Raw genomic sequence first — 16,233 nt, forward strand, 5'->3', positions numbered from 1 at the left:
GGAGCGGACCCTGGCATCGGCGACCCCGACCGGCACGCATCCGACGAGCCGGTCGCTTGGTTGTCTTGACGCCATATGTTAGGGACCCGCTGGGAAGATCGGTCCAATGGGTTTTCCGCTCCGCGTGTGGCGGCGCTTTTCCCCGCGCCCGCGGGCGGCCCCGTCATCTGTACGGCGGCGGCCCGGTCGGCGACCATCGAAGACGTGATCGCCGCCCCGTCGCCGACCGGAGGACCCCACGATGCCGACGATCGGTCAATGGCGGCTGCGGGCCGCGTTCGCGGCGCGGCTGTCGGAGATGTACGGGCGGGAGGTGCCCGCCTACACCACGCTGGTGGACGTCTCCCGCGAGGTCAACGAGGACGTGCTGCGCGCCCGCGGCGCCGACGCCGAACGCCTCGGATCCATCGGCAGGGTCACCGCCGAGCGGCACGGCGCCATCCGCGTCGGCACCCCGCGCGAACTGCACCAGGTCGCCCGCGTCTTCGGCGCCCTCGGCATGCACCCGGTCGGCTTCTACGACCTGCGGGACGCCGCGGTCGGCGCCGTCCCCGTCGTCTCCACCGCCTTCCGGCCGGTCGACGCCGAGGAACTCGCCCGCAACCCCTTCCGGGTGTTCACCTCCCTGCTCACCCCCGACGACCCCCGCTTCTTCGACGCGGAGCTGCGCGTCCGGCTGGAGACCTTCCTCGCCGCCCGCGAACTCTTCACGCCGGAGCTGCTCACGCTGGCCGACCGCGCGGCGGCCGACCGTGGACTGCCGGCGGACGACGCCGAACGCTTCCTCGGACTGGCCGTGCGGGCCTTCGAGTTGTCGGCCGAACCGGTGGACCGCGCCTGGTACCGCACCCTGGAGCAGGTCTCCGCCGTCGCCGCCGACATCGGCGGCGTCCGCAGCACCCACATCAACCACCTCACCCCGCGCGTCCTGGACATCGACGAGCTGTACCGCCGGATGACCGACCGCGGCATCGAGATGATCGACACCATCCAGGGCCCGCCGGCCTGGAAGGGCCCCGACGTCCTGCTCCGCCAGACCTCCTTCCGCGCCCTGGCCGAGCCGCGCGCGATGCGCACCGAGGACGGCAGCGTCGTCAGCGGCGCCCTGCGGGTGCGCTTCGGCGAGGTCGAGGCCCGCGGCATCGCCCTCACCCGGACGGGGCGCGCCCGGTACGACGAACTCCTCGACCGCGTCGACGAACAGGCGGCCGGCCACCCCGCGTCGGCGCGCGCCGACATCGCGCGCGCCGTGTGGGAGCGGCACCTGCCCGGCAGCGAGGCGGAGCTGGCGGCCCAGGGGCTGGCGTTCTTCACCTACCGGGTCGCCGACGACCGGCCGCACGACGGCCGCACGCCGCCCACCGGGATCGCCGAACTGGTGCGGCAGGGCTGGGTGCGCGCCGAACCCGTCGTCTACGAGGACTTCCTGCCCCGCTCCGCCGCCGGGATCTTCCAGTCCAACCTCAGCGGCGAGGGCACCCGCGACGACGACCGGCAGGGCACCGCCTACGACGCCGACTGGCTCTCCGGCGCCATCGGCCGCGACGTTCTCGACCCCTTCGCCCTCTACGGGCAGCAGCAGAACCGCTCCCTCGCCCAGGCCGCCCGGACCCTCGGCCTCGCCGAGCCCATCCGCTGACCCCGCACACCCCCCGGAGGACCAGGATGACCAGCACCGCGCTGCCCACCACGGACGAACTGCGCGCCCGCGCCCGGGCCTGCCTGCGGAACATCGGTGCCAAGGCCGCCGAGGGCGACGACTTCCCGGCCCGCACACCCGTCACCGGCGAACACCTCTTCGGACTGCGGGCAGCCACCGCCTCGGACGTCGAAGAGGCCCTGTCGGCCGCCCGTGCCGCCTTCCTGACCTGGCGCACCACCCCCGCCCCGCGCCGCGGTGACCTGGTCCGGCGCCTCGGCGAACTGCTGCGCGAGCACAAGGAGGACCTGGCCGATCTGGTCACCGTGGAGGCGGGCAAGATCCGCTCCGAGGCGCTCGGCGAGGTCCAGGAGATGATCGACATCTGCGACTTCGCGGTCGGCCTGTCCCGCCAGCTGTACGGCCGTACCATCGCCTCCGAACGCCCCGGCCACCGTCTCGCCGAGACCTGGCACCCGCTCGGCGTGGTCGGCGTCGTCTCCGCCTTCAACTTCCCCGTCGCCGTCTGGTCCTGGAACACCGCCATCGCCCTGGTCTGCGGCGACACCGTGGTCTGGAAGCCCTCGGAACTCACCCCGCTGACCGCCCTGGCCTGCCACCACCTGCTCGCCCGCGCCGCCGAGGAGACCGGCGCCCCGCGCGACGTGCACCGCCTGCTGCTCGGCGACCGCGCGATCGGCGCGCAGCTCGTCGACGACCCCCGGGTGGCTCTCGTCAGCGCCACCGGCTCCACCCGCATGGGCCGCGAGGTCGGCCCGCGCGTCGCCGCCCGCTTCGGCCGCAGCCTGCTGGAGCTCGGCGGCAACAACGCCGCGATCGTCGCCCCTTCCGCCGACCTCGACCTCGCCGTGCAGAGCATCGTCTTCGCCGCGGCCGGCACGGCGGGGCAGCGCTGCACCACACTGCGCCGGCTCCTCGTCCACCGCGACATCGCCGACACCCTCGCCGAGCGCCTGGCCACCGTCTACGGCAGGCTCCCCGTCGGCAACCCGTTCGACGCCGCGACCCTGGTCGGCCCGCTCATCACCACCGGCGCCCTCGACCGCATGCAGCACGCCCTCAGCCGTGTCCGGGCCGACGGCGGCAAGCTGCTGGCCGGCGGCAACCGGCGCCTGGCCGAGGCGGCACCCGCGGCCGCCTACACCGAACCGGTCCTGGTCCGTGTCGGCGAACAGACCGGCGTCGTCCGGGAGGAGACCTTCGCACCCATCCTGTACGTCCTCGCCTACGACACCCTCGACGAGGCGATCGCGCTCCACAACGACGTCCCGCAGGGCCTGTCCTCCAGCATCTTCACCCGCGACCAGCGGGAGGCCGAGTTCTTCCTCTCCGCCGCCGGCTCCGACTGCGGCATCGCCAACGTCAACATCGGCACCTCCGGGGCCGAGATCGGCGGCGCCTTCGGCGGTGAGAAGGACACCGGCGGCGGCCGGGAGTCCGGCTCCGACGCCTGGAAGGCGTACATGCGTTCCGCGACCAACAAGGTCAACTACTCCGGCGAACTCACTCTGGCCCAGGGCGTCAGCTTCCTCTGACCACTCAGCCGCCGGTCCGGGGTCAGGACCCCCGTGTCACGGCAGTGGCTCGCCGAACTCCCCGGCGACGGTGCCCTCCCGGCCGCCGTCGGCTTCCTCGACCGCTCCCTCGGGCAGCAGGAAGGCGGTGAGCGCTGCCGTGTCGTCCTGCAACTGGTCGTGGCTGTGGTCCAGCAGGTCCTGATGGAGCCGTTCCAGCAGTTCGGGGGGCGGCATCGGACCCCACGAACGCAGTCGCTGGAGCAGCGGGTAGAAGTCGCCGGCGGGGTCCCGGGTCTCCGTGACCCCGTCCGTGTACAGGAGCAGCTGGTCGCCGGGGCCGAAGGGGTAGGTCTCGACGCGGTAGGGGTCCCGCACGAGCATGCCGAGGTTCAGCGGCGGGCCCGGCTGCCCCCGGTCCAGTTCGTTCACCCCGCCGGGGCGGATGAGCAGCGGCGGCGGATGGCCGCAGTTGAGCAGGCGTACGATCCTCTCGTCCCCGGGGATCTCGGCGAAGATCGCGGTGACGAACCGCTCGCCGAGTTCGGTCCCGCCCAGCCGGTCGGCCCGGCGGGTCATGCTGGTGTCCACCCGCTCCATCAGGGCGAGCAGGTCGGGTTCGTCGTGCGCGGCCTCCCGGAAGGCGCCCAGCATCGCCGCCGCGGTCTCCACCGCGAGCAGCCCCTTGCCGCGCACGTCCCCGATGAGCAGCCGCACCCCGTACGCCGTGGGGACCGCCTCGAAGAGGTCGCCGCCGATGCGCGCCTCCGCGGCGGCGGACAGGTAGAAGCTCTCCAGCAGCAGGTTCCCGATCCGGTGCGGAACCGGTCTGAGCAGGACGCGCTGTGCGATCTCGGCCACGAACCGGACGTCGGCCAGGGTGCGTTCCCGGCGGATCCGGTGTGCGGCCAGGATCGCGCCCAGGGCACCCACCAGGGCCGTGCACGCGTAGGCGGCCACGTAGTGCCGCTCCGAGAGGTAGCCGACGGTGCGCCCGGCACAGCACTGGGTTCCGGCCAGTAGAAGTTCGAGGCCGATGCCGAAGACGGTGGCGACGGCGACCACGACGGGCGGGTGCGCGAAGGCGGTCACCAGGGGCAGGGCGATCAGTACGAAACTCACCGGCCACTCCACCGGGGTGAGCGGTTCGAGCAGCAGGACGACGGCGACGTACAGGACCGGTAGCCAGCGCATCCATGCGGGGGGCGCGGGCAGTGGTGGGTTGGGACCGTCGTGCCTCACCCGGGACTCCTGGCATACGAATCTAGACAAGACGTCCAGCCTCCCGGGCCGCCCCCCGGCACGCCGGTGATTGCTCCACCCAGCGGCATGTTCCGGTGCCCGCAACAGCAGCATTCGAGCCAAGCGTCGAAACATTCGGGATTTCGGGTACCGTCAATGGATCTTATCTCCGGCTGCCTTCGGATACCGCGATCTCCGGCCCGCCTGGCGAACGTCCGAACTGGGAAAATGGAAAGCCGAGCGAACCGAAGGTTTCGAAATAATCACCGAAACTGTTGACAGGTGACATGGGCAGACCAAAACTCCCACCAGGTCACACCCGCACAGGCCACAAGAGGAGGCATCCCATGAACCCGCTCGACCACGCCCTGAGCCGCAGGAGTGCCGGCGCCCTGCTGCTGGGCGCCGCCGCCGGACTGGCCCTGCCCGGCACCGCCCGGGCCGCCACCGTCGTCACCACGAACCAGACCGGCACCAGCAACGGCTACTACTACTCGTTCTGGACCGACGCGCAGGGCACGGTCTCCATGACCCTCGGCTCCGGCGGCAACTACAGCACCGGCTGGCGGAACACCGGGAACTTCGTCTGCGGCAAGGGCTGGAGCACCGGCGCCCGCCGCAACGTGACCTACTCCGGCAGCTTCAGCCCCTCCGGCAACGGCTACCTGTCCCTCTACGGCTGGACCTCGAACCCGCTCGTCGAGTACTACATCGTCGACAACTGGGGCACCTACCGGCCCACCGGGACGTACAAGGGCAGCGTCACCAGCGACGGCGGCACCTACGACATCTACCTGACGACGCGGTACAACGCCCCGTCCGTCGAAGGCACCAAGACCTTCAACCAGTACTGGAGCGTCCGCCAGTCCAAGCGGACCGGCGGCACCATCACCACCGGCAACCACTTCGACGCCTGGGCCAGGGCCGGCATGCCCCTCGGCAGCTTCAGCTACTACCAGATCCTCGCGACCGAGGGCTACCAGAGCAGCGGCAGCTCGAACATCACGGTGGCGTGATGGGTACCGCAGCAAAACGCTCGTTACGCCCCCTGGCCGCGACCGCCGCCGCCGTCGCACTGGCCGCCGCGGGCACCCTCGCCGCCGGCGCCGCCCCGGCCCACTCCGCCACCTGCGCCGGCTACGTCGGCCTCACCTTCGACGACGGGCCGTCCACCGCCCACACCCCGGGACTGCTCAGCGCCCTGAGGGCGAACGGGCTGCGGGCCACCATGTTCAACGAGGGCCAGTACGCGGCCGCCTACCCGGCCCAGGTCAAGGCCCAGGTCAGCGCGGGCATGTGGGTCGGCGACCACAGCTACACCCACCCGCACCTGACCCAGGAGACCCAGGCGCAGATCGACTCGGAGATCTCCCGCACCCAGTCGGCCATCGCGGCCGCCGGCGGCGGGACACCGGTCCTGTTCCGGCCGCCGTACGGCGAGACCAACGCCACCGTGCGGGCGGTCGAGGCCAAGTACGGGCTCACCGAGATCATCTGGGACGTCGACTCCCAGGACTGGAACGGTGCGAGCACCGACGCGATCGTGCAGGCCGTCTCCCGGCTCACCGGCGGCCAGATCATCCTCATGCACGAGTGGCCGGCCAACACCCTGGCCGCGGTCCCGCGCATCGCACAGACCCTCGCGGCCAAGGGACTGTGCCCGGGGCGGATCTCCCCGCAGACGGGCCGCGCGGTCGCGCCCTGAGAGAACGGCGGCACGAGTGGCGCGGCGGCCCGTCAACCGCCGCGCCACCCTCATGACTTCGGATGAACGGGGATCGCCGGCCCGCCTCGCGTCGGTAGGTTCGCCACCGTGGACTACTACGACCTGGGCCGTCACGGCCGGCGCGTGACGACTTCGTCCGCCGCAGCACAGACCTGGTTCGACCGGGGGCTGAACTGGACCTACGCCTTCAACCACGAGGAGGCCGTCCGCTGTTTCGAGGCGGCCGGCGCCGCGGATCCGGGCTGCGCCATGGCGGACTGGGGCATCGCCTACGCCCTCGGCCCCAACTACAACAAACCCTGGGAGTTCTTCGATCCAAAGGACCTCGCGCAGACCGTGGAGCGGACGCACGCCGCCGTGGAACGCGCCCACGCCAAGGCCGCGCACGCGACCCCCGTCGAACGCGCCCTGATCGAGGCGCTGCGCGCCCGCTACCCGCAGGCCGCGGCCCCGGAAGCGGCCGCCTGCTCGGTGTGGAACACCGCCTACGCCGACAGCCTGCGCACCGCCTACGAACTGGCGCCCGACGACCTCGACGTCGCCACCCTCTACGCGGACGCCCTGATGAACCTCACCCCCTGGCAGCTCTGGGACATCCGCAGCGGCCGGCCGGCCGACGGGGCCCGCACGGAGGAGGCGAAGGCCGTGCTGGAGCGGGCCCTCGGGACCGGGACCGGCACCGGCCACCCCGGCCTGCTGCACCTCTACATCCACCTCATGGAGATGTCGCCCACGCCCGAGACCGCCCTGCCGGTCGCCGACCGGCTGCGCGACCTCGTGCCCGACGCCGGGCACCTCCGGCACATGCCCTCGCACCTGGAAGTCCTCTGCGGCGACTACCGGCGCGTCGTCTCCGACAACGCCGCGGCCGTCGCCGCCGACGAGAAGTACCACGCCCGCGCCGGCGCGATGAACTTCTACACCCTCTACCGCTGCCACAACCTGCACTTCGGGATCTACGGCGCGATGTTCCTGGGCCGCCTCCAGGACGCCCTCGCCACGGCCGAACGGCTCGAAGCCGCCGTACCGGAGGAGCTGCTGCGAGTGCAGAGCCCGCCGATGGCCGACTGGCTGGAGGGATTCCTGGCGATGCGGGGGCACGTCCTGATCCGCTTCGGCCGCTGGGACGACATCCTGCGCCTGCCGCTGCCCACCGACCCCGCGCTGTACTGCGTGACCACCGCGATGCTGCACTACGCGCGCGGTGTCGCACACGCGGCCACCGGCCGGATCGCCGAGGCCGAGACCGACCGGGCCCGCTTCCGGGCCGCGGTCGCCGCCGTCCCGGAGACCCGCATGCTGTTCAACAACACCTGTGTCGACATCCTGGCGATCGCCTCCGCCATGCTCAACGGCGAACTCGCATACCGTAAAGGTGACTTCGACACGGCCTTCGCCGAGCTGCGCCGCTCGGTGGACCTGGACGACAACCTCCCGTACGACGAACCGTGGGGCTGGATGCAGCCCACCAGGCACGCCTACGGTGCCCTGCTCCTCGAACGCGGCCGGATCGCCGAGGCCGAGGCGGTCTACCGCGCCGACCTCGGCCTGGACGACACCCTGCCCCGGCCGTTGCAGCACCCGGGCAACGTGTGGGCGCTGCACGGCCTCCACGAGTGCCTCCGGCGGCTCGGCCGGGAGGGTGAGGCGCGGATCGTGGGCCGGCAGCTGAAGCTGGTGGTCGCTTACGCGGACGTGCCGATCAGGGCGTCGTGCTTCTGTCGGGCGGAGTGCTGCGGGGCGTCGTAAGCGGTGCGACGCGTTGTTGTGTGTCCGCGGCGCCGTCGTGGCTGGTCGCGCAGTTCCTCCCCCGGCCTTCGGCCGGGGAGACCCCCAGCGCCCCTGAGGGGGCGCTGTCCTGCCGGGCGTTTTCAAAGGGCCCGTGCCACCAGTAGGGCGACGTCGTCGTGGTCGTCGGGGTGGCGTAGGCCGTGGAGGAGGAGGTCGCAGGTCTCCTCCAGCGGGCGGTGGGGCTCGTCGAGGAAGCCGAGGAGGACGTCGAGGCGGTCGTCGATGGGGTGGCGGCGGGTCTCGACCAGGCCGTCGGTGTACAGGACCAGCAGGTCACCAGGGTCGAAGTGGACGGTCGTCGTCTCGAAGGCGATGCCGCCGACGCCGAGCGGCGCGGCCGCCGGCAGCTCCAGGAGGGTCGGCGGCCGGTTGGAGTGCACCAGCGCGGGCGGCATGTGGCCCGCGTTGGCGATCTCGCAGCTCCTGGTGTGCGGGTCGTACACCGCGTACAGGCAGGTGACGATGTAGTGCTCCAGATCGCAGGTGATCCGGTCGAGGTGCCGGAGCACCGCGTCCGGGGGCAGCTCCAGGTCCGCGTAGGCGCAGGTGGCGGTGCGCAGCCGGCCCATGGTGGCGGCCGCGTCGATGCCGTTGCCCATCACGTCGCCGACGACCAGCGCGGTCCTGTCCTGCGACAGCGGGATCACGTCGTACCAGTCGCCGCCCACCTCGCTCGTGGCCTGCGCGGGTTCGTAGCGGGAGGCAAGTTCCAGGCCGGTGTGCTCGGGCGGGTGGTCCGGCAGCAGGCTGCGCTGGAGGGTGAGGGCGGTGTTGCGCACGCTCTGGAACCAGCGGGCGTTGTCGATGGCCACGGCCGCCCGCCCGGCCAGTTCGGTGGCGAGGACGACGTCGTCCTCGTCGAAGGGGAGCGGATTGCGGGTCCGCTTGAGGTCCAGGGCGCCGAGCACCTCGCCGTGCGCGATCAGCGGCACCGCCAGGTACGAGTGCACGCCCGCCTCCTCCAGCAGCGCTCCGGCCTCCGGGTTGCGGGCGATGCGCGGCAGGTCCTGTTTGCCGACCCGCGGGACCAGCACCGGGCGGGCGGTGTGCACGCACAGCGTGACCAGCCGGTCGCCGTCATAGGAGGCGAGGTCGCCGGGCGTGTCGGCGGCCCGCAGGGCGACCGTGGGATGGGCGGCCTCCAGGGCGAGGGCCCGGAACAGCTCCGGGCCGTTGTCGGGGCGGCGTGAGCGGCGCAGGGCCAGCGCCGCGTCCAGCACGTCCACCGCGACCACGTCCGCGAGTACCGGGGTGGCGATCTCGGCCAGCTCGTGCGCCGTGCGCTCCACCTCCAGCGAGGTGCCCACCCGGGCCGAGGCGTCGGCGATCAGGGCGAGGCGGCGCCGGGCCCGGTCGGCCTCGGCGGCGGCGCGATGCCGTTCGGTCACGTCCACCACCGAGATCGCGGCGCCCAGGACCCGGCCACCATGGTCCTCGAGCCGGTAGAACGACAGCGACCAGGCGTGCTCCTGCTGGGGATCCGCCGGCGGACGGCCCACGTGGTACTGGTCGAGCAGCGGCGTGCCCGTGGTGAGCACTTGGCGCAGCGCCGACTCCACGGTGTCGATGTCGGGCAGCGGCAGCGTCTCCCGCAGATGGCGGCCGATGTGCTCCTCGGCGGGCACGCCGTCGATCCGTTCCAGGGCCGGGTTCACCAGGAGGTAGCGCAGATCGGGGTCGAGCAGGGCCAGCCCGATCGGGGACTGGCTGATCAGCCGCTCGCACAGCGCCAGGTCGGTCTCCAGCCGCTGGAGCAGGACGTGGTCGGCGACGATGCCCAGGGCGTAGACGTCGCCGAGGTCGTCCAGCAGCCGCATGGTGCGGAACTCCATCAGGCGGCTGCTGCCGTCCTTGTGCCGGACCGGGAAGGCGCCGGCCCAGCTGTGCCCGGTCTCCAGCACGTCCATGAAGACCTTCACCGCGGCCTTCAGATGCTCCGGCTGGACGAGCAGCCGTGCCGCGTTCTTGCGGAGAGCCTCCTCGGAGGTGTAGCCGAAGAGTTCCTCGGCCTGCGGGGTCCAGAACACGATCCGGCCCTGCGAGTCCAGCGCCACCGCGGCCACGCTGAGCACGTCCAGCAGGCCGGTCGGACGCGGTCCGCCGGTGCCGTACTCCGCACCGCCGGAGCCATCGGCGTCACCGGACCGCAGCGAACCCACAGCCATCCCTCAACCACCTCCACCGGCCGCCGGGCCGATGCCGCTGCTACGGCCCTTCCATGCTGCCCCCGGCTCGTGGCTCGCCCCAACTGGAGGCCGGGTACCCCGGCCCGCGCCCGGTCTCACGCGCCGCGTCCAGCCGTCCCGTGCGGCGGCCGCCCGGGGCCGTCGGCGAGGGGCGCACCAGCAGGAAGGCGGACAAGAGGGAACAGTGGACAAGCAGGAACATGCGGGTACGTACAGGATGTAGCCAATGGATTCTCCGCGAGAAGATGTCGACATGTCGACCACCGTGGGGCCGCACGACCTCCTGGACGCCTCCAGCGACGCTGCGGCGGTGCTGTCGGCAGAGGGTGACGTGATCGGCTGGACCCGTGGCGCCGAGGCCCTGCTCGGCCATCCGGCCGCGGCGGTGCTGGGCGGCCCCGCCGCGCGGCTGCTCGCCATGCGCCTCGACCCGGCCCGTGCCGCCGCCGTCGCCGAGCGCTGCCGCTCGGGTATGGGTTGGAGCGGCCTCGTCCCGGTACGGCACGTCGACGGCCGCAGTGTGGTCGTGGACCTGCGGGTCTCCGCGTCCTTCCGGATCGACGGCGCCGAGTGCTTCCTGGTCTCGGCGCGGGAGCAGCGCCCGCAGTGGACGGTGGGCCAGTCCGTCCTCGACGGGTTCCTCACCCGGTCGCCGATCGGCATGGCCGTGATGGACCTGGAGCTGCGGTACGTCTGGCTGAACGACACCCTGGAGCAGTTCGGCGGTGTCCCCCGTGAGCAGCGCCTGGGCCGCCGGCTGAGCGAACTGCTGCCCGGTCTGCAGGGGACCACCATCGAGGGCCTGATGCGCAAGGTGCTGGCGACCCGGGAGCCGGTCACCGACTACGAGTACCTCGGCTGGAGCTGGTCGGATCCGCACCGCCAGCGTGCCTACTCGACGTCGTTCTTCCCGCTCGTCGCCCCCGACGACTCGGTGACCGGCGTCTGCTACATGGTCTCCGACGTGACCGAACGCTGGAACGCCCGGCAGCTGCTGTCGATGGTCAACGAGGCCGGCACCCGGATCGGCACCACCCTCGACGTGCTGCGCACCGCCCAGGAACTCGCCGACTTCGCCGTCCCGCGCTTCGCCGACTTCGTCATCGTCGACCTCCTGGAGCCCGTCCTCAGCACGGAGGGACCCGGCACCTGGCTGCCCGACGCGGGCCCGGCCCCCGCCCGGGCGGTGATGCGGCGCGCCGCGCTGAGGTCGGTCCGCGAGGGCAGTCCCGAGGCCGTGGCACGGATCGGCGACCAGGTCGACTTCCTGCCGCCGCCGCACGGCTTCGACCTGCTCATGACCGGTGAGCCGGTGCTCATCCCCGAACTCGACCCGGACGACCGCCTGTGGATCACCGAACAGCCCGCGCGGACCGCCCGCATCCGGGAGTTCGGCCTGCACACCCTGATCTCGGTCCCGATGCGGGCGCGCAACACCGTCCTGGGCCTCGCCACCTTCGCCCGCTCGCTCAACCCGCTCTCCTTCCGGTCCGACGACGTCCTGCTCGCCCAGGAACTGGTCGCGCGCGCCGCCGTCTGCGTCGACAACGCCCGCCGCTACACCAGGGAGCACATGGCGGCCGTCACCCTCCAGCGCAGCCTGCTGCCCCAGGCCCTGGCCGGCGGCACGGCCCTGGACGTGGCCTCCTCCTACCTGCCGGCCGACGCGACGGACGGCGTCGGCGGCGACTGGTTCGACGTGATCCCGCTGTCCGGCGCCCGGGTCGGGCTGGTCGTCGGCGACGTGGTCGGGCACGGCCTCACCGCGGCGGCGAGCATGGGCCGGCTGCGCACCGCCGTGCAGACCCTCGCCGACATGGACATGCCCCCGGACGAACTCCTCGCCCACCTCGACGACCTCGTGCTGCGGCTGGGGGACGAGGAGAACGCGGGCGCGGCGTTGGACGGCAGCGCGGACACGTTCGTCGGGGCGACCTGCCTGTACGCCGTCTACGACCCGGTGACCCGGCGCTGCGCGATGGCCCGCGCGGGACACCCGCCACCGGTCGTCGTCTCACCCGACGGGCACGTCCACTTCCCCGAGATCCCCGCCGGACCGCCGCTCGGGCTCGGCGGCATGGCCTTCGAGGCCACCGAGATCGAACTCGCCGAGGGCAGCCTGTTCGGCCTCTACACCGACGGTCTCATCGAAGGCGCCGACCAGGACGTCGAACGGGGCATGGCCCGCCTGCGCGGTGCCCTGGCCGGCCCCGGTACGGATCTCGACACGCTGTGCACGTCGACCGTGCAGCAACTCGTCCCCGTTCCCCAGCCCGACGACATCGCCCTGCTGCTGGCCCGCACCCACGCCCTTGGTCCCGGCCACGTCGTCTCCTGGGACGTGCCCGTCGACCCCGCCGCCGTCGCCGACGTCCGCGCCGAGGCGGTCCGCCAGGTGGTCGCCTGGGGCTACGGCGAACTGGCGACGACCACCGAGCTCATCGTCAGCGAACTGGTCACCAACGCCATCCGCTACGCCGAACCGCCCATCCGGCTGAGGCTGTTGCGTGACGACCGGCTGACCTGCGAGGTTGCCGACGCCAGCAGTACCGCCCCCCGGCTGCGGCACGCCCGCAGCACCGACGAGGGCGGCCGCGGCCTCTTCCTGGTGGCCCAGCTCGCCCACCGCTGGGGCGCCCGGTACACCGGAGAAGGCAAGATCATCTGGGCCGAGCAGGAGATCCCGGGGGTGTGACGGGGGCGCATCCGGACCGCCTTCGCACTCTGTCGAATTCGCACGTATGGCCGTACACTGTCAATTCATAGGCATTCGGCAGCAATTGGGGGAGCCGCCATGTCCGGGGACGCGTACGGTCCGTACCAGGAACTGCCGAACCAGGGACCGCCGAACCACGGCATCCCGAACGACGGCCGTCCGAACCAAGGCTTTCCGGGGCCCGTCTTCCCGAATCGGGGCCCCTTCGTGCCGCCCATGCCGTCGGCTCCGCCGCCCGCTCCGCCGGACGCCCTGCGCGCCACCGCCGTCGCCCTGCTCAACCTGAGCGGCCTCGGCCTCGGCTACCTGCTCCTGCGAAGATGGATCCCGGCGGCCGCATGCCTGGCGGCCACCGTCGTCCTGCTGCTCGTGGCCCTGCCGGCGGACGCCGACGGCGTACCCGGAACCGCCCTCGTCCTGTACGCCGTTATCCTGCTGGCGGCCGCCGTCCACGGCTGGTTCGCCGGCCTGCGCACCCGCCTGGTGTGGCCGGGACAGCGTCCCGTCGCGCTCGTGCTGGGCGTCGTCCTGCTCGCCGTTCCGGTGGGCGGCGCGCTCTGGTACGACGGTGCGCACAAGGAAGCCGTCGAACGCGCCCTCCTCGACCGTCTCGACCGCGCCGACCGGCAGGTCAGCGCGGCCTCCGGACAGGATTTCGGCACCGCCAAGGCGGGTTACCGGGACGCCCTGGCCGTCTACCGCGACCTCGCCGTCCACCACTCCGGCTCGCGGGCCGCCGCCCAGGTCCCCGACCGCCTGAAGACCTACTACACGACGGTCGCGGCGGCCTACAGCCACCGCGACTACTGCTCGGCCGTCGAACCGCTCGCATACCTGCGGACGGTGCCCGACTCCATGCCGAAGGACCTGCTCGGCACCCTCGCCCACTGGCCCGACGACCGGCTGGCCACCTCCCTGTACGAGTGCGGGGCGAAGGGCCTCGCCGACGGCGGAGCCGACTGGGTCACCCGGTTCGGCTCCCTGCTGAGCACCTTTCCCGGCTCCGGCCAGGCCGCCAAGGTCGTACCCGCCGTGGACGCCGCGGAGAAGACGGCGGCGAAGGCGGTCTCCGGGAAGGATCCCTGCGGCGCCGTCAAGCAGTTGGACACGCTGAACACGCAGATCATCCAGCTGTCGAACGGGTCGGGCGCCGAGGCCGACGGCCTCGTCAAGGTCGCCGGCCGGGCCGACCGCAGCGGGAACGCGGGGGAGTACCAGTGCGGCGTCAAGCAGTACCGGGACGGTGACTACGAGCAGGCGCAGCAGACCATGCAGCAGTTCGTCACCGACAACCCGCACGACGGCAAACGCGACCGCGCCCGCAAGATCGTCATCGGTGCCGAGGTCGCCCAGACCCTTCCGGCCGCCGGCAAGAAGCTGCCCACCACCGCCTCCGGCGGCGGCATCTCCGTCACCGTCAAGAACGACAGCCCTGACGACATCACCGTCCTGTACACGGGCCCTGTCACCGGCAGCTTCACCCTGAAGGCGTGTGGCAGTTGCAAGGCCTACTCGTTCGCCAGCTCCCTCATCAGCGGCTGGCAGCCGTGCAGCGACAGCGGCAAGAACTACCCGCAGCGCACGATCAGTCTGCCGCCCGGCACCACGTACTTCGTGCACCAGCCGAAGAACGACAGCACCGCCACCCCGGGCTCCGACACCGCCAAGCTGCGCTACGGCTACATCTACACGGAGTGCGCGTACACGACGCAGACGCTGGGGTCCACCTACTGAGCGCGGTGCGAGGCTGTCCGAGCGGCCAACTAAGCTCCCGCGCATGAACGTCGAGGGCAGGGACGACCCCGCGAGACGGGTCGTCGACGGGCGGTTCGAGCTGGCGGCACGGCTCGGTGGCGGCGGCATGGGCACGGTGTGGCGGGCCACCGACCTGGTGCTGCGGCGCAGCGTGGCCGTGAAGGAGGTGCGGCCGGCCGACCCCGGGCTCGCCGAGTGGGACCCGGAGGCCGCGCGGCTGCTGCGCGAACGGGTGCTGCGGGAGGCCCGTGCGCTGGCCCGGGTCGACCACCCGGGCGTGGTGACGATCCATCACATCGTCGACGGCGGCCCGGGTACCTACCCGTGGATCGTCATGGAACTCGTGACCGGCGGCTCGCTGGCCGACCGCCTCGCCGCCGGCCCGATGAACCCGGTCGAGGCCGCGCGCATCGGCCGCGAGGTGCTGGCCGCGCTGCGCGCCGCCCACGAGGCCGGCATCGAACACCGCGACGTGAAACCGGCCAACGTCCTGCTGCGCCCCGACGGCCGCCCCGTCCTCACCGACTTCGGCATCGCCGCCGTCCGCGGGTCGACCGCTCTCACCGCCACCGGTTCGGTCATCGGCACGCCCGACTACATGGCACCCGAACGCGTCTCCGGCAAGGACGGCGGGCCGGCCGCGGACCTGTGGTCGCTCGCGATGATGCTGTACGTCGCCGTCGAGGGCCACCATCCGCTGCGCCGGGGGACGACCCTCGCCACGCTCGCCGCGGTCCTCGCCGAGGACGTCCCGCCGCCGGTGCAGGCCGGTCCCCTCACGGACGTCCTCACCCGCGTTCTCGTCCGCGACCCGGCGGCCCGCCCCGACGCCGCCGCACTGGAACGGATGCTGGCCCGCGCCGCCCGGCAGACCGGGTCCCCCACCTCCTTCCCGCTGCAACCTCCGGCCGCGCCACCGCGGGACGCCGAGCCGCAGGACGTACGGCCGGGGACCACGGCGCCCATGTCCCCCGGGCCCGTCCCGCGCCGCCGCCGGGCACTGCTCCTGCTGCCCCTGGCCGCGGTGGCCGTGGCAGGCGCGCTCACGTGGACGCTGCCGCCGGACGCGGGCAGCCACGCCTCCGGGTCCACGGACTCCGGTACCGCGTACGCCAAGACGTCGCCCTCGGCCCCGGACACCGCCGCACCCTCGGCCGCGCGGCAGACCGCCGGCACCGACCTGCTGACCCCGCAGGGCATCCGCACCGCGGTCGCGGCCTTCGAGAAGCAGACCGGCCGGGACCGCTTCGGCAAGCTCACGGTGTACCCCGAGTACGTCGTCGCCTACATGATGGTGAAGGGCAGCGACACCGCGTACGACACGTACACCTACCGCCCCGGCCAGGGGGTGCAGAAGGACATCATCTCGAGCAGCCTGAGCGGCGACGAGAGGCCCGTCCGCCTCGACGACTTCGCCTGGGACAAGGTCCCCTCGCTGCTGGCCCAGGCCCGAAAGCAGCTCAAGGTGCCCGATCCGACCAGCCGCTACCTGGTCGTCGTCCTGCCGGGCAACGCCTTCGGCGACCCCGCCGGGATGTCCGTCTACCTCAGCAACAAGTACAGCCAGACCGGATACTTCCAGACGGACAGCCAGGGCAAGGTGGTCAAGGTGATGCCGTACGACGGCTGAGACGCTCGCCCCG

General features: G+C 72.4%; 9 protein-coding genes and 1 pseudogene. 8 read left to right on the forward strand and 2 right to left on the reverse strand.

The annotated features are described in order from the left end of the window. The first annotated feature begins 241 nt into the window (after positions 1-241). Positions 242-1,639 (forward strand): VOC family protein, encoded by a 1,398-nt coding sequence (locus JF597_RS34810; protein ID WP_294004606.1) that lies wholly within the window; start codon positions 242-244, stop codon positions 1,637-1,639. Between the two features lie 26 nt (positions 1,640-1,665). After that, positions 1,666-3,195 carry an aldehyde dehydrogenase family protein gene (locus JF597_RS34815; protein WP_294004609.1) on the forward strand — a complete coding sequence of 510 codons (1,530 nt, stop codon included), beginning with the start codon at positions 1,666-1,668 and terminating at the stop codon, positions 3,193-3,195. A 36-nt stretch (positions 3,196-3,231) separates the two neighbouring features. On the opposite strand, the gene JF597_RS34820 is transcribed toward JF597_RS34815, so the two are convergent. Beyond that, the gene (locus tag JF597_RS34820) at positions 3,232-4,416 is read right to left on the reverse strand and encodes a PP2C family protein-serine/threonine phosphatase (protein ID WP_294004612.1); all 1,185 of its coding nucleotides are present in this window, start codon (positions 4,414-4,416) and stop codon (positions 3,232-3,234) included. A gap of 347 nt (positions 4,417-4,763) precedes the next feature. On the opposite strand from JF597_RS34820, the gene JF597_RS34825 reads away from it, so the two are divergent. The 3 genes and pseudogenes from JF597_RS34825 to JF597_RS34835 all read left to right on the forward strand — a co-directional run bounded on the left by JF597_RS34825 (position 4,764) and on the right by JF597_RS34835 (position 7,891). Further along, entirely contained in the window at positions 4,764-5,432 is a 669-nt protein-coding gene (locus tag JF597_RS34825; RefSeq protein WP_294004615.1) for a glycoside hydrolase family 11 protein, read from the forward strand. Further along, positions 5,432-6,118: pseudogene (locus JF597_RS34830) on the forward strand (polysaccharide deacetylase family protein); the annotation flags it as partial. The gene JF597_RS34825 and the pseudogene JF597_RS34830, both read left to right, overlap by 1 nt. Before the next feature lie 111 nt (positions 6,119-6,229). Beyond that, complete coding sequence (locus JF597_RS34835; protein ID WP_294004618.1) at positions 6,230-7,891, forward strand: hypothetical protein; 1,662 nt, start codon at positions 6,230-6,232, stop codon at positions 7,889-7,891. A gap of 122 nt (positions 7,892-8,013) precedes the next feature. Here JF597_RS34835 and JF597_RS34840 read toward each other — a convergent pair whose 3' ends face one another. Then, positions 8,014-10,098: a SpoIIE family protein phosphatase gene (locus JF597_RS34840; protein WP_294004621.1), complete on the reverse strand. Its 2,085-nt coding sequence runs from the start codon at positions 10,096-10,098 to the stop codon at positions 8,014-8,016. A gap of 274 nt (positions 10,099-10,372) precedes the next feature. Between JF597_RS34840 and JF597_RS34845 the strand changes: the two genes are divergently transcribed. The 3 genes from JF597_RS34845 to JF597_RS34855 all read left to right on the forward strand — a co-directional run bounded on the left by JF597_RS34845 (position 10,373) and on the right by JF597_RS34855 (position 16,220). After that, the gene (locus tag JF597_RS34845) at positions 10,373-12,814 is read left to right on the forward strand and encodes a SpoIIE family protein phosphatase (RefSeq protein WP_294004624.1); all 2,442 of its coding nucleotides are present in this window, start codon (positions 10,373-10,375) and stop codon (positions 12,812-12,814) included. Positions 12,815-13,051: 237 nt separating this feature from the next. Next, entirely contained in the window at positions 13,052-14,569 is a 1,518-nt protein-coding gene (locus tag JF597_RS34850) for a hypothetical protein (RefSeq protein WP_294004756.1), read from the forward strand. A gap of 43 nt (positions 14,570-14,612) precedes the next feature. After that, positions 14,613-16,220 (forward strand): serine/threonine-protein kinase, encoded by a 1,608-nt coding sequence (locus JF597_RS34855; RefSeq protein ID WP_294004627.1) that lies wholly within the window; start codon positions 14,613-14,615, stop codon positions 16,218-16,220. Positions 16,221-16,233: the final 13 nt, after the last annotated feature.

It is taken from the genome of Streptomyces sp., assembly GCF_019510245.1.
Lineage (GTDB): Bacteria > Actinomycetota > Actinomycetes > Streptomycetales > Streptomycetaceae > Streptomyces.